18 protein-coding genes and 1 pseudogene are annotated in these 15,059 nt (G+C 72.0%); 10 read left to right on the top strand and 9 right to left on the bottom strand.

Features of this window, described 5'->3' with window-relative positions:
- Window positions 1-44 precede the first annotated feature (44 nt).
- The 3 genes from QSK30_RS04215 to QSK30_RS04205 are packed head-to-tail and all read left to right on the top strand — an operon-like array spanning window position 45 to window position 2,645.
- Window positions 45-809: a MerR family transcriptional regulator gene (locus tag QSK30_RS04215; RefSeq protein ID WP_285499697.1), complete on the top strand. Its 765-nt coding sequence runs from the start codon at window positions 45-47 to the stop codon at window positions 807-809.
- Window positions 810-817: 8 nt separating this feature from the next.
- Window positions 818-1,372 (top strand): TIGR03086 family metal-binding protein, encoded by a 555-nt coding sequence (locus tag QSK30_RS04210; protein ID WP_285499695.1) that lies wholly within the window; start codon window positions 818-820, stop codon window positions 1,370-1,372.
- A gap of 58 nt (window positions 1,373-1,430) precedes the next feature.
- The gene (locus QSK30_RS04205; protein ID WP_285499693.1) at window positions 1,431-2,645 is read left to right on the top strand and encodes a tyrosine-type recombinase/integrase; all 1,215 of its coding nucleotides are present in this window, start codon (window positions 1,431-1,433) and stop codon (window positions 2,643-2,645) included.
- Between the two features lie 9 nt (window positions 2,646-2,654).
- Here QSK30_RS04205 and QSK30_RS04200 read toward each other — a convergent pair whose 3' ends face one another.
- From QSK30_RS04200 to QSK30_RS04185, 4 genes are all read right to left on the bottom strand, one after another.
- On the bottom strand, window positions 2,655-3,668 hold the full coding sequence (locus QSK30_RS04200) for a HEAT repeat domain-containing protein (protein ID WP_285499691.1): 1,014 nt from the start codon (window positions 3,666-3,668) through the stop codon (window positions 2,655-2,657).
- A complete protein-coding gene (locus QSK30_RS04195) occupies window positions 3,662-4,345 on the bottom strand; it encodes a HEAT repeat domain-containing protein (RefSeq protein WP_502871790.1) in 684 nt (227 codons plus the stop codon). The genes QSK30_RS04200 and QSK30_RS04195 overlap by 7 nt, the downstream gene beginning before the upstream one ends.
- 65 nt (window positions 4,346-4,410) lie before the next feature.
- On the bottom strand, window positions 4,411-5,334 hold the full coding sequence (locus QSK30_RS04190; RefSeq protein WP_285499687.1) for an RluA family pseudouridine synthase: 924 nt from the start codon (window positions 5,332-5,334) through the stop codon (window positions 4,411-4,413).
- 9 nt (window positions 5,335-5,343) lie between these two features.
- Window positions 5,344-6,324 carry a tyrosine-type recombinase/integrase gene (locus tag QSK30_RS04185; RefSeq protein WP_285499685.1) on the bottom strand — a complete coding sequence of 327 codons (981 nt, stop codon included), beginning with the start codon at window positions 6,322-6,324 and terminating at the stop codon, window positions 5,344-5,346.
- 355 nt (window positions 6,325-6,679) lie between these two features.
- On the opposite strand from QSK30_RS04185, the gene QSK30_RS04180 reads away from it, so the two are divergent.
- Together QSK30_RS04180 and QSK30_RS04175 are read left to right on the top strand one after the other, a co-directional pair.
- Complete coding sequence (locus tag QSK30_RS04180) at window positions 6,680-7,537, top strand: class I SAM-dependent methyltransferase (protein WP_502871785.1); 858 nt, start codon at window positions 6,680-6,682, stop codon at window positions 7,535-7,537.
- A gap of 61 nt (window positions 7,538-7,598) precedes the next feature.
- Entirely contained in the window at window positions 7,599-8,237 is a 639-nt protein-coding gene (locus QSK30_RS04175) for a class I SAM-dependent methyltransferase (protein ID WP_285499684.1), read from the top strand.
- 19 nt (window positions 8,238-8,256) lie between these two features.
- Here the strand turns inward: QSK30_RS04175 and QSK30_RS04170 are convergent, their stop codons facing one another.
- Window positions 8,257-8,466, bottom strand: a complete 210-nt coding sequence (locus QSK30_RS04170) for a hypothetical protein (protein ID WP_285499682.1) — start codon at window positions 8,464-8,466, stop codon at window positions 8,257-8,259.
- Between the two features lie 34 nt (window positions 8,467-8,500).
- Window positions 8,501-8,914, bottom strand: coding sequence for an STAS domain-containing protein (locus tag QSK30_RS04165; protein WP_285499680.1), 414 nt, complete (start codon window positions 8,912-8,914; stop codon window positions 8,501-8,503).
- 140 nt (window positions 8,915-9,054) lie between these two features.
- Between QSK30_RS04165 and add the strand changes: the two genes are divergently transcribed.
- The 5 genes and pseudogenes from add to QSK30_RS04140 form a co-directional block, all read left to right on the top strand.
- The gene (gene add, locus QSK30_RS04160; protein ID WP_285499678.1) at window positions 9,055-10,041 is read left to right on the top strand and encodes an adenosine deaminase; all 987 of its coding nucleotides are present in this window, start codon (window positions 9,055-9,057) and stop codon (window positions 10,039-10,041) included.
- Window positions 10,042-10,145: 104 nt separating this feature from the next.
- Window positions 10,146-10,415 carry a hypothetical protein gene (locus QSK30_RS04155; protein WP_285499676.1) on the top strand — a complete coding sequence of 90 codons (270 nt, stop codon included), beginning with the start codon at window positions 10,146-10,148 and terminating at the stop codon, window positions 10,413-10,415.
- Between the two features lie 33 nt (window positions 10,416-10,448).
- Window positions 10,449-11,522 (top strand): threonine aldolase family protein, encoded by a 1,074-nt coding sequence (locus QSK30_RS04150; RefSeq protein WP_285499674.1) that lies wholly within the window; start codon window positions 10,449-10,451, stop codon window positions 11,520-11,522.
- Window positions 11,523-11,659: 137 nt separating this feature from the next.
- On the top strand, window positions 11,660-12,577 hold the full coding sequence (locus QSK30_RS04145) for an NAD(P)H-binding protein (RefSeq protein WP_285499672.1): 918 nt from the start codon (window positions 11,660-11,662) through the stop codon (window positions 12,575-12,577).
- A gap of 12 nt (window positions 12,578-12,589) precedes the next feature.
- Window positions 12,590-12,691 (top strand): annotated as a pseudogene (locus QSK30_RS04140) (darcynin family protein); the annotation flags it as partial.
- A 66-nt stretch (window positions 12,692-12,757) separates the two neighbouring features.
- On the opposite strand, the gene QSK30_RS04135 reads toward QSK30_RS04140, so the two are convergent.
- From QSK30_RS04135 to QSK30_RS04125, 3 genes are read right to left on the bottom strand one after another with little or no spacing between them, the layout of a single operon-like run.
- On the bottom strand, window positions 12,758-13,657 hold the full coding sequence (locus tag QSK30_RS04135) for an NADP-dependent oxidoreductase (protein WP_285499670.1): 900 nt from the start codon (window positions 13,655-13,657) through the stop codon (window positions 12,758-12,760).
- A gap of 3 nt (window positions 13,658-13,660) precedes the next feature.
- Window positions 13,661-14,182 (bottom strand): DinB family protein, encoded by a 522-nt coding sequence (locus tag QSK30_RS04130; RefSeq protein ID WP_285499668.1) that lies wholly within the window; start codon window positions 14,180-14,182, stop codon window positions 13,661-13,663.
- A 10-nt stretch (window positions 14,183-14,192) separates the two neighbouring features.
- Window positions 14,193-15,008 (bottom strand): SRPBCC family protein, encoded by an 816-nt coding sequence (locus QSK30_RS04125; protein ID WP_285499666.1) that lies wholly within the window; start codon window positions 15,006-15,008, stop codon window positions 14,193-14,195.
- Window positions 15,009-15,059 lie beyond the last annotated feature (51 nt).

The raw sequence follows: 15,059 nt of genomic DNA, 5'->3' as shown, positions 1-15,059 counted from the left end.
GCCCGACTTGCGCCTCCCCCAGGGGGAGCCGCGATGCTGACCGCGTGCCCAGCAGCAACATCGCCATCGGCGAGTTCGCCAAGATGACCCATCTGACGGTCAAGGCCCTGCGCCACTACCACCGGCTGGGCCTGCTCGAACCCGACCACGTCGACCCGCGCACCGGACTGCGCGCCTACTCCGCCCACCAGGTCCGCCCCGCCCGCACCATCCGCAGGCTCCGCGAGCTCGACATGCCACTGGCCGACATCAAGGCACTCCTGGGCGCCCCGCACCCGGCCGACCGCGACCGCGTCCTGCTCACCCACCTCGACCGCCTCCAGGACGAGCTCGACCGCACCAGCCTCGCCGTCGCCGGACTGCGCAGACTCCTCGAGGACCCCGCCCCCGACACCACCGTGCGCTACCGGTCGGTCCCCGACACACCCGCGGTCGGACTCACCCGCCGCATCCCCCGCACCGACGTCGGGGCCTTCTGCGCCGAGGCGTTCGCCGTCCTGCCCACCGCGGGCGGCCCCCTCGGCAGTCTGTTCACCGAGGAGCTGTTCACCGAGGGCACCGGCGAGGTCACCGTCTTCCGCCCCACCGACCCCGCCACGGCCACCCTCCTCGTACCCGCCGCCGACCTGGCCACCGCCGTCCACCACGGCCGGTACGAAGACCTCGACGAGACCTACGGCCCCCTCGGCGCCCACGTCGCCACCCTCGGCCTCGGCGCCCCAGGACCCCTGCGCGAGCACTACCTCGACCTCGACCCCGCCACCCGGCGCACCGAGGTCTGCTGGCCCCTCACCCGCACCCCCCGCTAGGAGAAACCGTGCTGCACGCCGCTCACGACGAGTTCCGCCGCCGCCTCGTCCACCTCACGCCCGACAACTCCACCGCCCCCACCCCGTGCCCCGCGTGGACCGCCCGCGACCTGGCCAACCACGTCGTCGCCGGCGACCGGATGGCCGTCGCCCTGTTCGAGGGCGCCACCACCGAGACCGCCATCGACATCCTGACCAGCGAATGGCTCCACGACGACCCCATCGCCGCCTTCACCACCGCCGCCGACGCGCTCCACCACGCCGCCGCGGCCCCCGGCGCCCTCGACCGCGTCGTCGCCCACCCCAGCGGCCCCATCCCCGGCCGCACGCTCATCGGCTTCCGCATCGGCGAACACCTCGTGCACGCCTGGGACCTCGCCCGCGCCCTGCACACCGACGACACCCTCGACCCCACCCTCGTCCAGGGCATGTGGGAGTTCATGCACCCGCTCGCGGCCACCATCAGCGAACTCGGCATCTTCGGCACCGGACCCAGCGGCACCCTCGGCCCCGACAGCCCCCTGCAGGACCGCCTCCTCGACCTCGTCGGCCGCCGCCCCTGAACCCGCACCCGGGCGGGGGAGTACCGACCCCGCCCGACCCGTGCGCGATCCTTGCCCGGTGAACGCGATCGAGCCCAGCACCGGTCAGACCACCTGGCCCGGCGTCGACAACCCCACCGACCTGCTCACCGCGATCACCGACTGGCTCACCGGCTACGGTAACCGCGCCACCCGCCGCACCTACGCCGAAGGACTCGGCCTGCCCGTCACCGCCCACGACATCACCGACTGGGCAGGCACCGCCGACCCCACCTGGGACACCGCCCTCACCACCTACGCCGCCGCCGTCGGCACCGGCAAACCCCCACCCGCCGCGCACCGCCCCCCACCCGCCCCCCGAGGCCGCTACCGCCATCTGCACTGGTTCCGCTGGTGCGCCCGACACGGCCACGACCCCCGCACCGCCCGCACCACCGACGTCAAGGACTGGCTCACCGCCCTCACCGACGCCGGCACCGCCCCGGCCACCCGCGACCGCATGCTCGCCACCCTCAAAGCCCTCTACACCCACCTCGCCGACACCGGCCTCACCACCGGCAACCCCGCCGCCCTCGACCGCCGCCGCCTCGGCCTGGTCGTCCCCACCGGCAGCACCACCAGCACCGTCACCCTCACCACCGACCAGGTCCGCACCCTCATCGACACCGCGGCCACCCCCCGCCGGGGCAACGGCCCCCTCGACACCGCCCGCGCCTCCGCCGTCGTCGCCCTGTTCACCCTGGGCCTGCGCGTCAGCGAACTCTGCGCCCTCGACCGCGCCGACCTGCACGTCACCCGCGGCCGCCGCGCCCTGCGCGTCCACGGCAAAGGCGGCAAAACCCGCATCGTCTACCTCTCCACCATGGCCGACCGCGCCATCACCACCTACCTGCGCACCCGAGACGCCGCCGACCCCACCAACACCACCCCCACCCGCCGCGGCACCCACCACGGCCCACCCACCCCACTGCTCATCACCAGAACCGGCAACCGCTACCAACGCCAAGCCATCTGGCAACTCCTCCGCCGCCTGGCCAGAACCGCGGGCGACCCCCTCCACGACATCGCCGACGCCATGCACCCCCACGCCCTACGCCACTTCTACGTCACCACCGCCGTCGAAGCAGGCGCCCAACTCGTCCACATCCAGGCCGACGTGGGCCACACCAGCATCGACACCACAGAACAGGTCTACAACAACGCCGCCCGCGACCCCTCCCGCAGCGCAGTGGACCTAGTGGCCGACGCCCTACGCCCCCCAACCCCGGAAACCCCGCCCAGACCAAGCCACTGACAAACGACCTCAGCCGCCACCCCGCCCTTCGAGCACCCCCACGAACGCCGAGGCGACCAGGGCGACAGCACGATCATCATCGCCTGCCAACTGCCGCAGAACCCCCAGCCCGACGGCGGCAGGCATCTCGGCCAGAGCCTGGACCAGGCGAATCCGCACCCCGAAGTCCGCCGCGTGCGCGGCGAGCTCGTCGACCAGCGCACCCATGATCCGCTCCGCCCGCCCGGGATCCGCCGCCAGCGCCCCCAGGACCTCGGCCGCCTCCACATCGTTCCTGCCCTCGACCACCATGCCCACCAGCACCGGCACGGCCGCGGTCCCACCACGCGCGCCCAACGCCAGAGCGGCATGCCCGCGCACCGTCGAGTCCGAATCCCCGAGCGCGTCCGCGAGCACCGCGTCCGCCTCGTCCCCGGGCATCTCGGCGATCGCCAGGACCGCCCGCCGCCGGATGTCCACATTCGCCGAATACGCCCCGGACGCCACGCTCGCCACACCGCCCCCACCCGACCTCGCCAAGGCCCACCGCAGGGCACCCGCGACGTTCGGATCCGATTCGGCCAGGACCGCCCCGGCCAACACCTCGACCGGGACCGGCACCTCCTCGGCCGGGGCCAGGACCGCCTGCTGCCTGCGCGCGGCACTGGGCGAGGCGAGCCCCTGCAACAACTCCACGACACGCAGCACGCCCTCCCAACCGGACGGCGACGACGCGTCGATCGCGCGCAGCCGGTCGAGCAGCTCCCGTTCCCGGCCCAGCCGGTCCTCGGTCCGCCGGATCAGGTCGCCGACCAGCGCGGACGGCGTGAACGCGGGATCCGCCAGCGCGCGACCGACCTGCCGCAACGACAAGCCCAGCGACCGCAGGCTCTCCACGTGGAAGATCCGACGGATGTCCTCGGCGGAGTACTCGCGGTAGCCACCCACGGTGCGACCTGTCGGCCGCACCAGCCCGAGGGAGTCGTAGTGCCGCAGCATCCGGGTACTCACCCCCGCCCGGCGGGCCACCTCCCCGATCAGCACGCCGCGCCGTCGGCCCGGTCCGGACCCAGCACCAGGACCCGGGTCGCCTCCTCCAGGGCCGAATCGAACCCGACCTCCGGGTCGCTCAGGAGCAGCAGCGTCGCGTGGGCATGGGCACGCACCGTCGGGTCCACACTCGCCAGCCCCGACCGCAGGGCAGGCTCGATCACGTCCCCGAGCGCGACCAGCGCTCGGCTCAGACTCAGCCGCACGTCCCGGTCGCCGCGACCGAGCTGGGCGACCAACACCGCGGCCAGCGCTTCCTCCTGCCCGGCAGGCACGAGGACGACCGCGGCACGCCACGCGCTACGCGCGACCTCGTCGTCGGCGTCGCACAGCAACGACCGCGTGATCGCGGGCCACACGCCCTCGTCCCCGATCTTGGACAGTGTGTGCAACGCCTGGCTCCGCGCCTGCGCGCACCCGGAACCGAGCTCCGCGACAAGTCGGGGCACCGTGGACTCCGACGGGAAACGGGTCAACGCCCACGTGAGCATGTCGCGCACGAAGAAGTTCGGCTCGACCGCGCACCGCGCCACGAGCGCTTCGACGAGACCGGGGTCGGGGTATGTGCCCACCGCCAGGGCCGCCCTGAGCCGTGTCCCTGAACTGGCAGCGCTCAACGCGTCGAGCAGCCGGGTCTGCTGGGTTCCTGGTGTCGAGTTGATCGGGACCACCTCCTGCACCCAGTGAAAACCCTGTCACAGTGTCAAGGTCAAGCGATGCACCGATCGGGGGAGCCCTACCAGGACTCGGGCGACTCCCACGCGGCCAACCGCAACCGGCTCTCGAACCGCCGCGGCTCACCCGACACCGGATCGACGAACTCCAACACCCGGGCCAACAACTGCAACGGCCGACTGAAATCGTCCAACGGCTTCTCGGTCAGCACCGGGTAGAAGTCGTCACCCAGGATCGGCAACCCCAGACCCGCCATGTGCAGCCGGAGCTGGTGCGTACGACCGGTGGCGGGGGAGAGGCGGTACCGACCCACCCCCGCGCGGTGCTCGACCAACTCCACCAGGGTCTCCGCGTTCGGCTCACCCGGGACCTCCTGCGCGGTGATCACCCCACGCTCCTTCACGATCCGACTCCGCACCACCGCGGGCAACACCACCGCGGGGTCGAACGGTGCGACGGCCTCGTACTCCTTGCCCACCGACCGATCCCGGAACATCGTCTGGTACGCGCCCCGCACCTCCGGGCGCACCACGAACAGCAACAACCCCGCCGTCACCCGGTCCAACCGGTGCGCCGGGCTCAACGCCGGGATCCCCAGCTCACGGCGCAACCGCACCAGCGCCGTCTGCACGACGTGCTTGCCACGCGGGATCGTCGCCAGGAAGTGCGGCTTGTCCACCACGACCACGTCCTCGTCCTGGTGCACGACCCCCAACTCGAACGGCACCGGCACCTCCACCGGCAGGTCCCGGTGGAACCACACGAACATCCCCGGCACGTACGGCGCGTCCACCGCCACCGGCCCGTCCAGCCCGACGATCCGCCGCTCCCGCAGCATCATCTCGATCCGCGCGGGCTCGACCCGCGGGAGCCGCTCCACCAGGTGCTCCAGCACCGTCGCCCACGAGCCCACCTCGGGCAGCCGCAACCGCGCCGCGTCGAGACCGTGTCGCTGCGGCAAGGGGGAGCGGAGCCTGCGTCTCATCGGCCGAGCCTACTGACCGGCCTCCTCGTCCCCGGCCAGCTCCGCCAGCACCCGGTAGGTCCGGTTGCTCGCCGCCGCCGCGCGCCGCTCCCGCCCGGTCGCGTCGATGTAGTTCTGACTCGTGTTCAGGCTCGCGTGCCCCAGCAGCATCATGATCTCCACCGCGTTCGCCCCGTCCTCGGCCAACCGCGTGGCGAAGGTGTGCCGCAGCGCGTGCAGGTTCGCCCCCACCGGCACCCGGTCATGCATCCCCGCACCGCGGAAGCACGCCTTGACCAGGTAATCCAGCGCACCCCGCCCGATCCCGGCGCCGTCGGAACCCAGCAGGAACGGCGAGTCCGCGGCGAACCGCGCTCCCGGGAACCGCCCGTCGCACGAGGCCAGGTACGCCTCGATCACCCGTTCCAGCGGCGCCTCGATCGGGATCGACCGCTCCCGGTTCGCCTTGCCGTGCACGTAGAGCCGCCGCTCACCGGGCCGACCGACCACAGAGGACCGCCGCAGCGCCCGCATCTCGGCCGCCCGCAACCCGGCGACCAAGCCGAGGGCGAGCACCAGCAGATCGCGCTCCGGCCACGGCGCCCGCGCCTTGCGCGCCCCACCAGCGATCGCGGCGAGCAGCTGCTCGGGGGTCTCCTCGCCGCGCAGCGGCTTGGGGGACAGCGGAGCGGGTCGCGGTCTGCCGATCGCGCCCATCGGGTTGCCCGCCGCGAGCCCGTCGGCTACGCAGAACTGGAAGAACTGGTTCCAGGTCGACCACGCCCGCGCCACGGAACTCTTGGCGTGCGTGTCGGCGAAGAGCCCGAACGCCTCTCGCAACACCTGCGCGGACACCTCGTCGAGCCCGATGGCGCCGACGTCCCGGCCGACCACCTCGGCCACCAGCGCCGACACCCCCGCCAGGTCCCGCCGGTAGGCCGCGGTCGTGTGCGGCGAGTCCTTGCGGGACCGCCGAGCCAGGAAGAACCCGTCCTGCGCCTCGATCAACATCACCCGCAGTGCATACCCGACCACACCGACAGTTCGCGAACCATGGATAACCGCGATTATCCATCAAACAGGTGTTCGACGGCTCAGGATGATCAGGGGACGGCATGTGCGCGCCAACGCGTTCGCGCGCCGATTCGCGCCTTTCGTGCCCGTTGCGCCCCTGGCGCGCCCGCCGATCCGCCACCACGCACTGGAGTGCCTTGTCAGGCGCCCAGGAGGCACATCCGGGCGCTTTGGGGTGAAACGTCACGGTGACGTATGAACCGGCCGCTTTCAGGGTTGATCTGCGGGTCGGTCAATGTTCGATAATCGACATTATGTCAAGTAGTGCGCTGGAGACCGTCCCCTGCCGCGGTTGGGCTGGTTCCTGTTCGCGCTGAGCCACGACGCCTCCCTAGGCTGGGCCCCGCCACTCGTGATCTTGCTGGAGGGTGATCTCGTGGAGGAACGCCTAGTCCTTGGATCCTCGTTCGGCTCGGCGGCGACCGCCTACGCCGAGCACCGCCCGGACTACGCACGGGCCGCGGTTCGTTGGGCGCTGGAACTCGCGCCCGGCCTCCGGGTGCTCGACCTCGGCGCCGGAACCGGCAAGCTCACCGCCACGCTGGTCGCGCTGGGCGCTGAGGTCATCGCGGTCGAGCCTGACCCGGCGATGCTGACCGAGCTGCGCCGTGCGCTGCCGGCCGTCCGTGCCCTTTCGGGCAGTGCCGAGGCACTAGCGCTGCCCGACGGGTCCGTTGACGCTGTGGTCGCCGGCAATGCCCTGCACTGGTTCGACATGGCCATCGCGGGACCCGAGATCGCCAGGGTCCTCGTTCCCGGCGGCATCCTGGCCGGCCTGTGGAACGTCCTGGACGACCGGGTCGAGTGGATCACGGGCCTCGAACGGGTGAGTGGCCCCGGGGCGATCGGCCCGCGGGACACGCTGAGCAACTGGCGCGCCGCGACGGCAGACCTGCACCTTCCGAACAGTGGTCTGGTCCCCCGGTTCGGCTCGGCCGAGCAGTCCGAGTTCCCGCACGGTCAGCGCCGAACCGCCGACTCCCTCGTCGAGACACTCGCGACCCGCGCCGGGATGCTGGTCCTGCCGGAACGGGACCGAGCGGCCAAGTGCGACAAGATCCGCGCTTTCCTCGCAGGCAGACCAGAAACCGGCCACGGCGAGTTCACCCTCCCGATGCTGACCGGCGTCCTGCGCGTCCGGCGACTCTGAAGCCGTCGACCCGACTGGTCGAAGCCGGCCGCACCGACCGGCGGGACAGGACAATCAGCTGGTGGATTCGCCTTCTGAGATCGCCGCGTTCTGGGACGCCGCCGCTGACACCTTCGACGTCGAGGCCGATCACGGTCTGCGCCTCCCCCGTGTCCGGGACGCTTGGGCCGCCCGGCTGCGGTCCTGGATCCCGGGGTCGACTCGCGATGTCCTGGATGTCGGTTGTGGCACGGGGTCGCTGTCCCTGGTGCTGGCCGCGCACGGGCACCGCGTGGTCGGCGTGGACTTGGCGCCCGCCATGGTCGAGCGCGCCCGGCGCAAACTCGCCGATGCCGGGTTGCAGGCCCGCTTCGAGGTCGGCGATGCCGCCGCCCTGCCACCGTTCGACCGCGAGTTCGACGTCGTCTTGGCGCGGCACCTGCTCTGGACGTTGCCGGACCCGGTTGCCGCGCTGCGCCACTGGATCGGCGCGACTCGGCCCGGTGGTGTCCTGGTGCTTGTCGAGGGCCGGTGGAACACCAGTGGCGACTACCTCGACTCCCCCGGTTCGCTGCCCTGGATGGGTGGTGTCGGTGCCGATGCCCTGGCCGAGGCGTTGCGGCCGTTGGTGTCCGAGCTGCGCGTCGAGCCGCTCGTCGATCCCGGGCTCTGGGGGCGGGTGATCGACGACGAGCGCTACGCCGTCGTGGCGGTCGTCTGAGTCGCGGTCGGCTGAGCGGTCAGTGTTGTCTGCGCAGGGTCCAGAACAGCCAGTTGCCGCCGGCCGCGCAGGTGGCGACGTCCCAGCCCTGGCGGCCGAGGCCGGTCAGGACGTCCACGACCTCCTGGTAGCCGCCGTTCTGCGTCTGCTCGACGCCGCCGGGCAGGTTGAGGCGGATGGTGCCGTTGCCCCACATCCACTCGATCGTGCCGAACTCGTAGCTGAACACCGCCGCCTCCCCTGGTCCGCCGGGCCACGGTACGTCAGGCGATCAACCAGCTGGTGGCGGCGCGCGGGCGTTCGACGTGCACCGGCCGCGTGGCCGGGACGATGGTGATCTCCTCGTTCATCCGGGTGAGCTGCAGGCCGGTGAGCACCGGGCCGCAGGCCAGCACGCGCAGGGCGCGGCCGCGGCGCAGGCAGGCCCGGTGGGCGCGGATCAGGACCGCGGTGCTGGCCCAGCTGAGGAAGGTGACCGCGGTGAGGTCGACGGTGACGCTGGTGGTGTCGTCGGTCGCGGTGGCCGCGCCCATGACCTGGTCGTGCCAGGGTGTCTCGGTGGCGAGGTCGATGCGGCCGACGGCGCGGACGGCGGTGGTGCGGCCGGTGCGTTCGACGGTGATGTCCAGTTCCCGGAGTGCCTGTTCCTCGGCTGACCGGGCGAACCTCAGTGCCACGGTGGATCCCGCGCCTTTCCTGGTTGATCGACTTCCGCTACTCCCCCAGAGTTCTCGGGTGCCGGGAAAGGTTGCCACGTGGGTGGTGTTTCCGGAAAACCGGAAGCGTGCGGTGTGCGCTTGCTTCTACCCTCGGGGGTATGCGCGAGTTGTCGCGGTTGCCGAAGGCGCACCTGCACGTCCACCTGGAGAGCACGGTCCGCCCGGAGACGCTGGTGGCGATCGGGGCGGGCAACGGTGTGGCCGTGGGGCCCGAGGTGAGCCATGGGCCGTTCGCGTTCGCCGGGTTCCGGGCGTTCGCGGATCAGAACTCGTTGGTGCGGGACTGCTTGCGGCGGCCGGAGGACTTCCGGCGGGTAGCGGTGGAGTACTGCGCGGATGAGGCGGCGCAGGGCACCGGGTACGCCGAGGTGACGTTCACGGCCGCCTCGCACGGTGAGCGGCTCGGTGATCTGGCCATGCCGCTTGAGGCGGTGTTGGACGGGTTGGCGCAGGGGCAGCGGGAGCACGGGATCGTGGTGCGGGTGCTGTTGGACCACTCGCGGCGGAGGTCGCCGGAGCGGTTGCGGCGGACGATCGAGCTGGCTCGGCGGTTTTCCCACCGTGGGGTGGTGGGTGTGGGCCTGGCGGGTGACGAGACGTATCCACTGGCGCCGTTCGCGGACTTGTTAGGTGTGGCTCGGGACGCCGGGCTGCGGTTGGTCCACCACGCCGGTGAGGTCGCGGGGGCGGCGAGCGTGTTGGAGGCGGTCACCGCGGGTGGGGCGGATCGGGTCGGGCACGGGTTCCGGGTGTTGGAGGACCCGGCGGTGGTGGCCGAGGTGCGGGACCGGGGGGTGCCGTTGGAGGTGTGCGTGTCGTCGAACGTGGCGTTGGGGTTGGTGCCGTCGGTGCGCGCGCACCCGTTGCCGGAGTTGGTGGCGGCGGGGTTGGTGGTCACGGTCAACACGGATGTGCCGAATGTGACCGGTCGGGGGTTGGCCGAGGAGTACGGGTTGCTGCGGTCGGTGTTCGGGTGGGACGACGCGGCGTTGGCGGGGTTGGCGCGGGCGTCGGTGCGAGCGTCCTTCGCTCCACCGGAGACGAAGGCGGAGTTGCTGGCGGGTGTCGGCCGGTGGTTGGGGTGAGGTAGGGGGTCTGGCGGGGGTGACCTGGGGTTTTGGTCAGCGTCCCGTCAGGGCAGCCTGCTACCAAGGGCTGTGACCGGCGCCACTTCTGGGGAGGTCCGGAGATGACGGAGAACGAGACGAGGGCGTTGCGGCACGTGGCCGAGGGAGTGGTGTTGTTCCACTCCGGGTTGTGGGGTGTGCCGATGGGGTTCCTGTGGGCGGGGGCGGACGGCTCCCCCGCGGGCAGGTTGCCGCAGTGGGCGGCGGACGCGTTGACCGTGTTGGAGCGGCGTGGCCTGGTGGTCATCCGGGCGGCGGCGGGGGCGCGGGACGCGGTGGTGCGGGTGACCGAGGCGGGGACGTCGGTGTTGGGTCGGTTGACCTCGGTCTAGCTTGTTGAACATGATGTGCAATAGAGTGCCTCGGTGACGTCCAACCGGGTGACCAGATCGTTGTTCTCGCACGCCTCGCCGCGGCGGTCGCCGCACGAGGTGTTGCGCCGCATGCTCGAGCGGATCGGGCCGGAGGTCCCGGCAGGCGGTCCGGACGGGCCGGTGGCGGTGGTGGAGCGGCGGGTCGCGGGGTTGTTGGGCAAGGAGGCGGGGCTGCTGTTCCCCACGGGGAAGATGGCGCAGCAGGTCGCGCTCCGGGTGCACGCGGAGCGCCGCGGGCGGTGGACGTTCGCGGCGCATCCGCACTGCCACCTGGTCGAGTGGGAGGCGCAGGGGTTCTCGGTGGTGCACGGGCTGCGGTTCGCCGCGGTGGCCGACCGCCACGAGTTGATCTCGTTGGCGGATCTGGAGCGGGTGGCGGAGCCGTTGGCTGCGGTGCTGTGGGAGTTGCCGCAGCGTGATCTCGGGGGTCTGCTGCCGACGTGGGACGAGTTGGTCGCGCAGACGGGTTTGGCGCGTTCCCGGGGTGCGGCCGCGCACATGGACGGCGCGCGGTTGTGGGAGGCGCAGACGTACTACGACCGGCCGTTGGCCGACGTCGCGGGGTTGTTCGACTCGGTGTACGTGTCCCTCTACAAGGGACTGCAGGGGGTGGCGGGCTCGGTGTTGGCCGGGGACGCGGACTTCGTGGCGCACGCGGCGGTGTGGCGGTTGCGGTTGGGTGGGGAGATCCACGCCGCGTGGCCGTTGGCGGCGTCGGCGCTCTACGGGTTGGACGAGTTGTTGCCGCGGATGCCGGAGTTCCGTGATCACGCGGTGGCGTTGGCGGCGGCGATCAACGCCGATGGGGTGGCGTTCACGGTGCCGGGGGTGCCGTTGACGCCGCTGTTCCACGTTGTGTTGCCCGCGTCGAGGGCCGCGGTGGAGCGGGCCGGGGCGGCGTTGGCGGCCGAGGAGGGTGTGCAGCTGTTCGGGGCGGTGCGGTCGTCGCCGGATCCCGGTCGGTGTTCGTTCGAGGTGAGCGTCGGGGAGAGCGCGGTGGAGTTCTCCCCCGCCGAGCTCGTCGGGTTCATCCGGGGGTTGCTGAAGCGGGCCGGGGGAAGCTAGTCGGGCGGGTTTGAGCTGGTCATAGGAGTAATTCCGATTTGGGCAATGATGGGATGCCGAAGTTCCCATTGTGGCAACGCGGGGTGGGTCCGCACGATGGGTGGGCCAGAACGATCCCCCACAGACCGCGAGGATTCATGATCGTCATCACCGCCCCCACCGGGAACATCGGCAGGCGGCTGCTGTCCCTGCTGGTCGAGGCCGCACCCGCGCACGAAGAGCAGTTGCGCGTCGTGGTCCGCGATCCGACCCGGCTCCCCGAGGCCGTGCGCGGACGGGTCGAGGTGGTCACCGGCTCGCACGGAGACGCCGAGACCGTCGGGCGCGCCCTCACCGGGGCCGACGCCGTCTTCTGGTTGGTCCCGCCGGACGCCTCAATCACACCCGACGAGGCCTACAGCGGTTTCACCCGTCCGGCCGCGCGGGCGTTCGCCGCCTACGGGGTCAGCCATGTCGTCGGCGTCTCGGCGCTCGGCCGCGGCACCCCGCTGGCCGCCCGGGCCGGGCTGGTCACCGCCTGCCTGGCGATGGACGACCTGATCGCAGGCTCCGGTGTCGCCTACCGCGCCCTGGCCAACCCGTCGTTCTACGAGAACCTGTTGGAGGACGCCGACTCGATCCGTGAGAACGGCGTCTTCACCGACACCGCCGCCGCGGACCGCCCGGTCCCGATGGTGGCCGTCGCCGACATCGCCGCGGCGGCGGCCGGGCTGCTGCTGGACCGCTCGTGGACCGGCGTCGGCAGTCTTCCGGTTGTCGGGCCGCAGGACCTCTCCCCCGATGACCTGGCGCGCATCATGTCCGAGGAGTTGGGGCGTCCGGTCCGCTACCAGCGCGAGTCGCTCGACGAGTTGCGGTCGGCCTTGCTGGGCTACGGCCTCAACGAGGCCTTCGTCGAGGGCATGGTCGAGATGAAGCGCGCCAAGGGCCAGGGCCTGGACTCGGGTGTCGACCGTGTGCCACAGGCGTTCCCGGCCACCGGGTTCGCCCAGTGGTGCGCCGAGACCCTCAAGCCCGCCGTCCTCGGCACGCCGGGGGCAGTCGATGCCCGCTGACGTGAAACCCCGTTCTGCGACCGCTACTTCGACGTCGTGGACCTGCTCGTGGGCGTCGAGAACGGCTACGCCCGCACCTACGACGTGGAGCCGGTGGCCACCATCGCCACGTGAGGCTCCTAGCTGACCGGTCGGTGCCGCGCACCGGCCGGTCAGCACCGTCGTCGACTCGGATGCGCGTCAGTCGACCAGCAGTACGAGCTTTCCGCGCACCTGGCCCGCTTCGCCGACGCGATGTGCCTGCGCGACCTCCGCCAGCGGGAACGTCTGCCCCACGGGGAGTGTGAGCCGCCCGGACTCGACCAGGTCGCCGAGTTGGTCGAGCGTGTAGAGGGCGCGACCGGTGTCTCCCCGGCTGAAGCGCACGCCGTGCCGTTGGGCGCCCTCGAAGTCGGCGATGGTGATCACGTGCTCCGGGCCACCGACGAGGTCGATGAGTTCGGGCAGGACGCCGCTTCCGGCGACGTCGAGCGCCAGGTCGACCCCGGCCGGGGCGAGTGCGGAGACTCGGTGGGCCATGCCATCCCCGTAGGTGACGGGTTCGGCGCCGAGCGCGCGGATCATCTCGTGGTTGCCGGGGCCGCAGGTGCCGATCACGCGCGCGCCCCGCGCCACGGCGAGCTGGACGGCGGCGCGGCCGATGGTCCCGGAGGCGCCGTTGACGAGCAGTGTGCCGCCGCTGCGGACGCCGAGTTGGTCGAGTGCGCGCGCGGCCGTCTCGACCGCGACCGGCAGCGCGGCGGCCGCGGCGAAGTCGAGCGACGGCGGGATGGGTGCGTAGTGGGGCAGCACCGCCAGTTCGGCCTGCCCGGCACCGGTGGCGAACCCGAAGACGCGGTCACCGACCGCGATATCGGTGACGCCTTCGCCGAGTTCGTCGACGACGCCCGCCACCTCGTACCCCATGGTCTGCGGGAGCTCCTGGTCCATCAGGCCCTGGCGTTTCTTCCAGTCGCTCGCGTTGACCCCGGCCGCCCGCACCGCGACGCGGACCTCGCCGGGGCCCGGGTGGGGATCCGGGAGGTCGGCGATCTCGAGGACCTCCGGGCCGCCGAACCGGCTGAACTGGGCCGCCTTCACGGGTTATTCGCCGGTCTGGCCGTCGGCCAGTTCGCGCAGGATGTCGAGGTGGCCGACGTGCCGGGCGGTCTCCTGCACGACGTGGGCGAGGATCCAGCGGACGGTGCGCCCGGGGTCGGCGCGGGCGTGGTCGTCCGGGGTGAGGTCGGCGAGGACGACGTCGACGGTGGCCCACTCGTCGCGGTAGGCGCCGACGACGGTGGTGGGGGTGTCGGCCGGGGTGAGGCGCCACTCGGCGTGGACGTCGTCGGGCTCCCAGAGCAGGGGGGCCGGTGAGCCGCCCGCGGTGCGGGTGAGCCAGTAGCGCTCGACGGCGGTGAGGTGCTTGAGGACGCCGAGCACGCTCATCAGCGGTGAGCTGGGCAGTGGGGTGTCGGTGGCCTGGGCGGGGGTGAGACCGGCGGCCTTGTTCACGGCGGTGATCCGCAGGAAGGTGAGGAACTCCAGCTGCAGGCGCAGTTCGTCACGAGCGTCGTGGGCGGGCCAGGAGCGCTCCAGGCTGGGGACCGGCCCGGTGATCGACATGCGGGCGAGTCTAGGTCATCGGGTGGTGCGCCACCGGGTGTTCGGTCTGGTGCGGGTGGCCGGTGAGGGTGGTGGCGAGGGTCTGGATGGCGGTGCGCCAGCAGGTGTGGGCGGCGTCGAGGTCGGTGTCGGTGAGGCCGCGGTGGGTGAGGGTGAGGCGGGCGCCGCCGGGTCCGGGGCGGAGTTCGACGCGGACGGTCTGGCCCGTGCCGAGGTCGGCGTCGTACCGGGTGTCGGTCTCGGCCGTGGGCTCGGCGCCGATGAGGGTGGGCAGGTGCGGGCGGACGTCGTCGGCGGGGGTGGGAAGTTGGCGTTCGAACTGGACGCGCCAGGTGTCACCGTCGGGGTGGGTGGTGCCGCGCAGCAGGTCGAAACGGTCGACGTAGTGCTCGTGGGCGGCGACCCAGTCGTGGTCGGTGGGCGGGGTGCCGTCGAGGAGGTCGTCGAGGGCACCCAGGCAGATCTGCCAACCCGCGGCGAAGGAGGCGGCGCCAGCGTGGTCGTCGAAGTGGTGGGTGAACACGAGCAGGCAGCCGGTGTCGGTGGGGCGCAGGTCGAACCGCAGGGTCTCGCCCTGCCAGGTGAAGGCGAAGCGGCGCGGTGGGTCCAGGTCGGTGATGGTGCCGGTGCCGCCGTCGGTGCCGTCGGGGAAGCGGAAGGTGATCCGCTCCCCCACGCCGCGCTTATCGTGCAGGGCGGCCGGGAACCAGTGGTCGAGGTGCTCGGGCTCGGTGATGGCGCGCCAGACCTTCTCCGGTGGGTGGCGCAGGGCGCGCTCGAAGCGCAGTACGTGGCGGCCCGCGTCGGTGTGCAGGGTGGCGTCCATGGCCCCGACGGTAGCCGGCGCCGTATATGCCCGTCAAGGCATGAAAGGTAC

Origin of the sequence: Actinokineospora sp. NBRC 105648 (assembly GCF_030269645.1) — a bacterium.
Lineage (GTDB): Bacteria > Actinomycetota > Actinomycetes > Mycobacteriales > Pseudonocardiaceae > Actinokineospora.
Note: the sequence above shows the minus strand (reverse complement) of the source record. Positions and strands in the feature narration are given on the sequence as shown.

Bases quoted from the DNA above. Each gene is read 5' to 3' on its own strand.
- QSK30_RS04155 (WP_285499676.1), top strand. From the start codon at position 10,146: ATGACGGAGAACGAGACGAGGGCGTTGCGGCACGTGGCCGAGGGAGTG.
- QSK30_RS04130 (WP_285499668.1), bottom strand. From the start codon at position 14,182: ATGTCGATCACCGGGCCGGTCCCCAGCCTGGAGCGCTCCTGGCCCGCC.
- QSK30_RS04125 (WP_285499666.1), bottom strand. From the start codon at position 15,008: ATGGACGCCACCCTGCACACCGACGCGGGCCGCCACGTACTGCGCTTC.
- QSK30_RS04145 (WP_285499672.1), top strand. From the start codon at position 11,660: ATGATCGTCATCACCGCCCCCACCGGGAACATCGGCAGGCGGCTGCTG.
- QSK30_RS04185 (WP_285499685.1), bottom strand. From the start codon at position 6,324: ATGTTGATCGAGGCGCAGGACGGGTTCTTCCTGGCTCGGCGGTCCCGC.
- add (WP_285499678.1), top strand. From the start codon at position 9,055: ATGCGCGAGTTGTCGCGGTTGCCGAAGGCGCACCTGCACGTCCACCTG.
- QSK30_RS04190 (WP_285499687.1), bottom strand. From the start codon at position 5,334: ATGAGACGCAGGCTCCGCTCCCCCTTGCCGCAGCGACACGGTCTCGAC.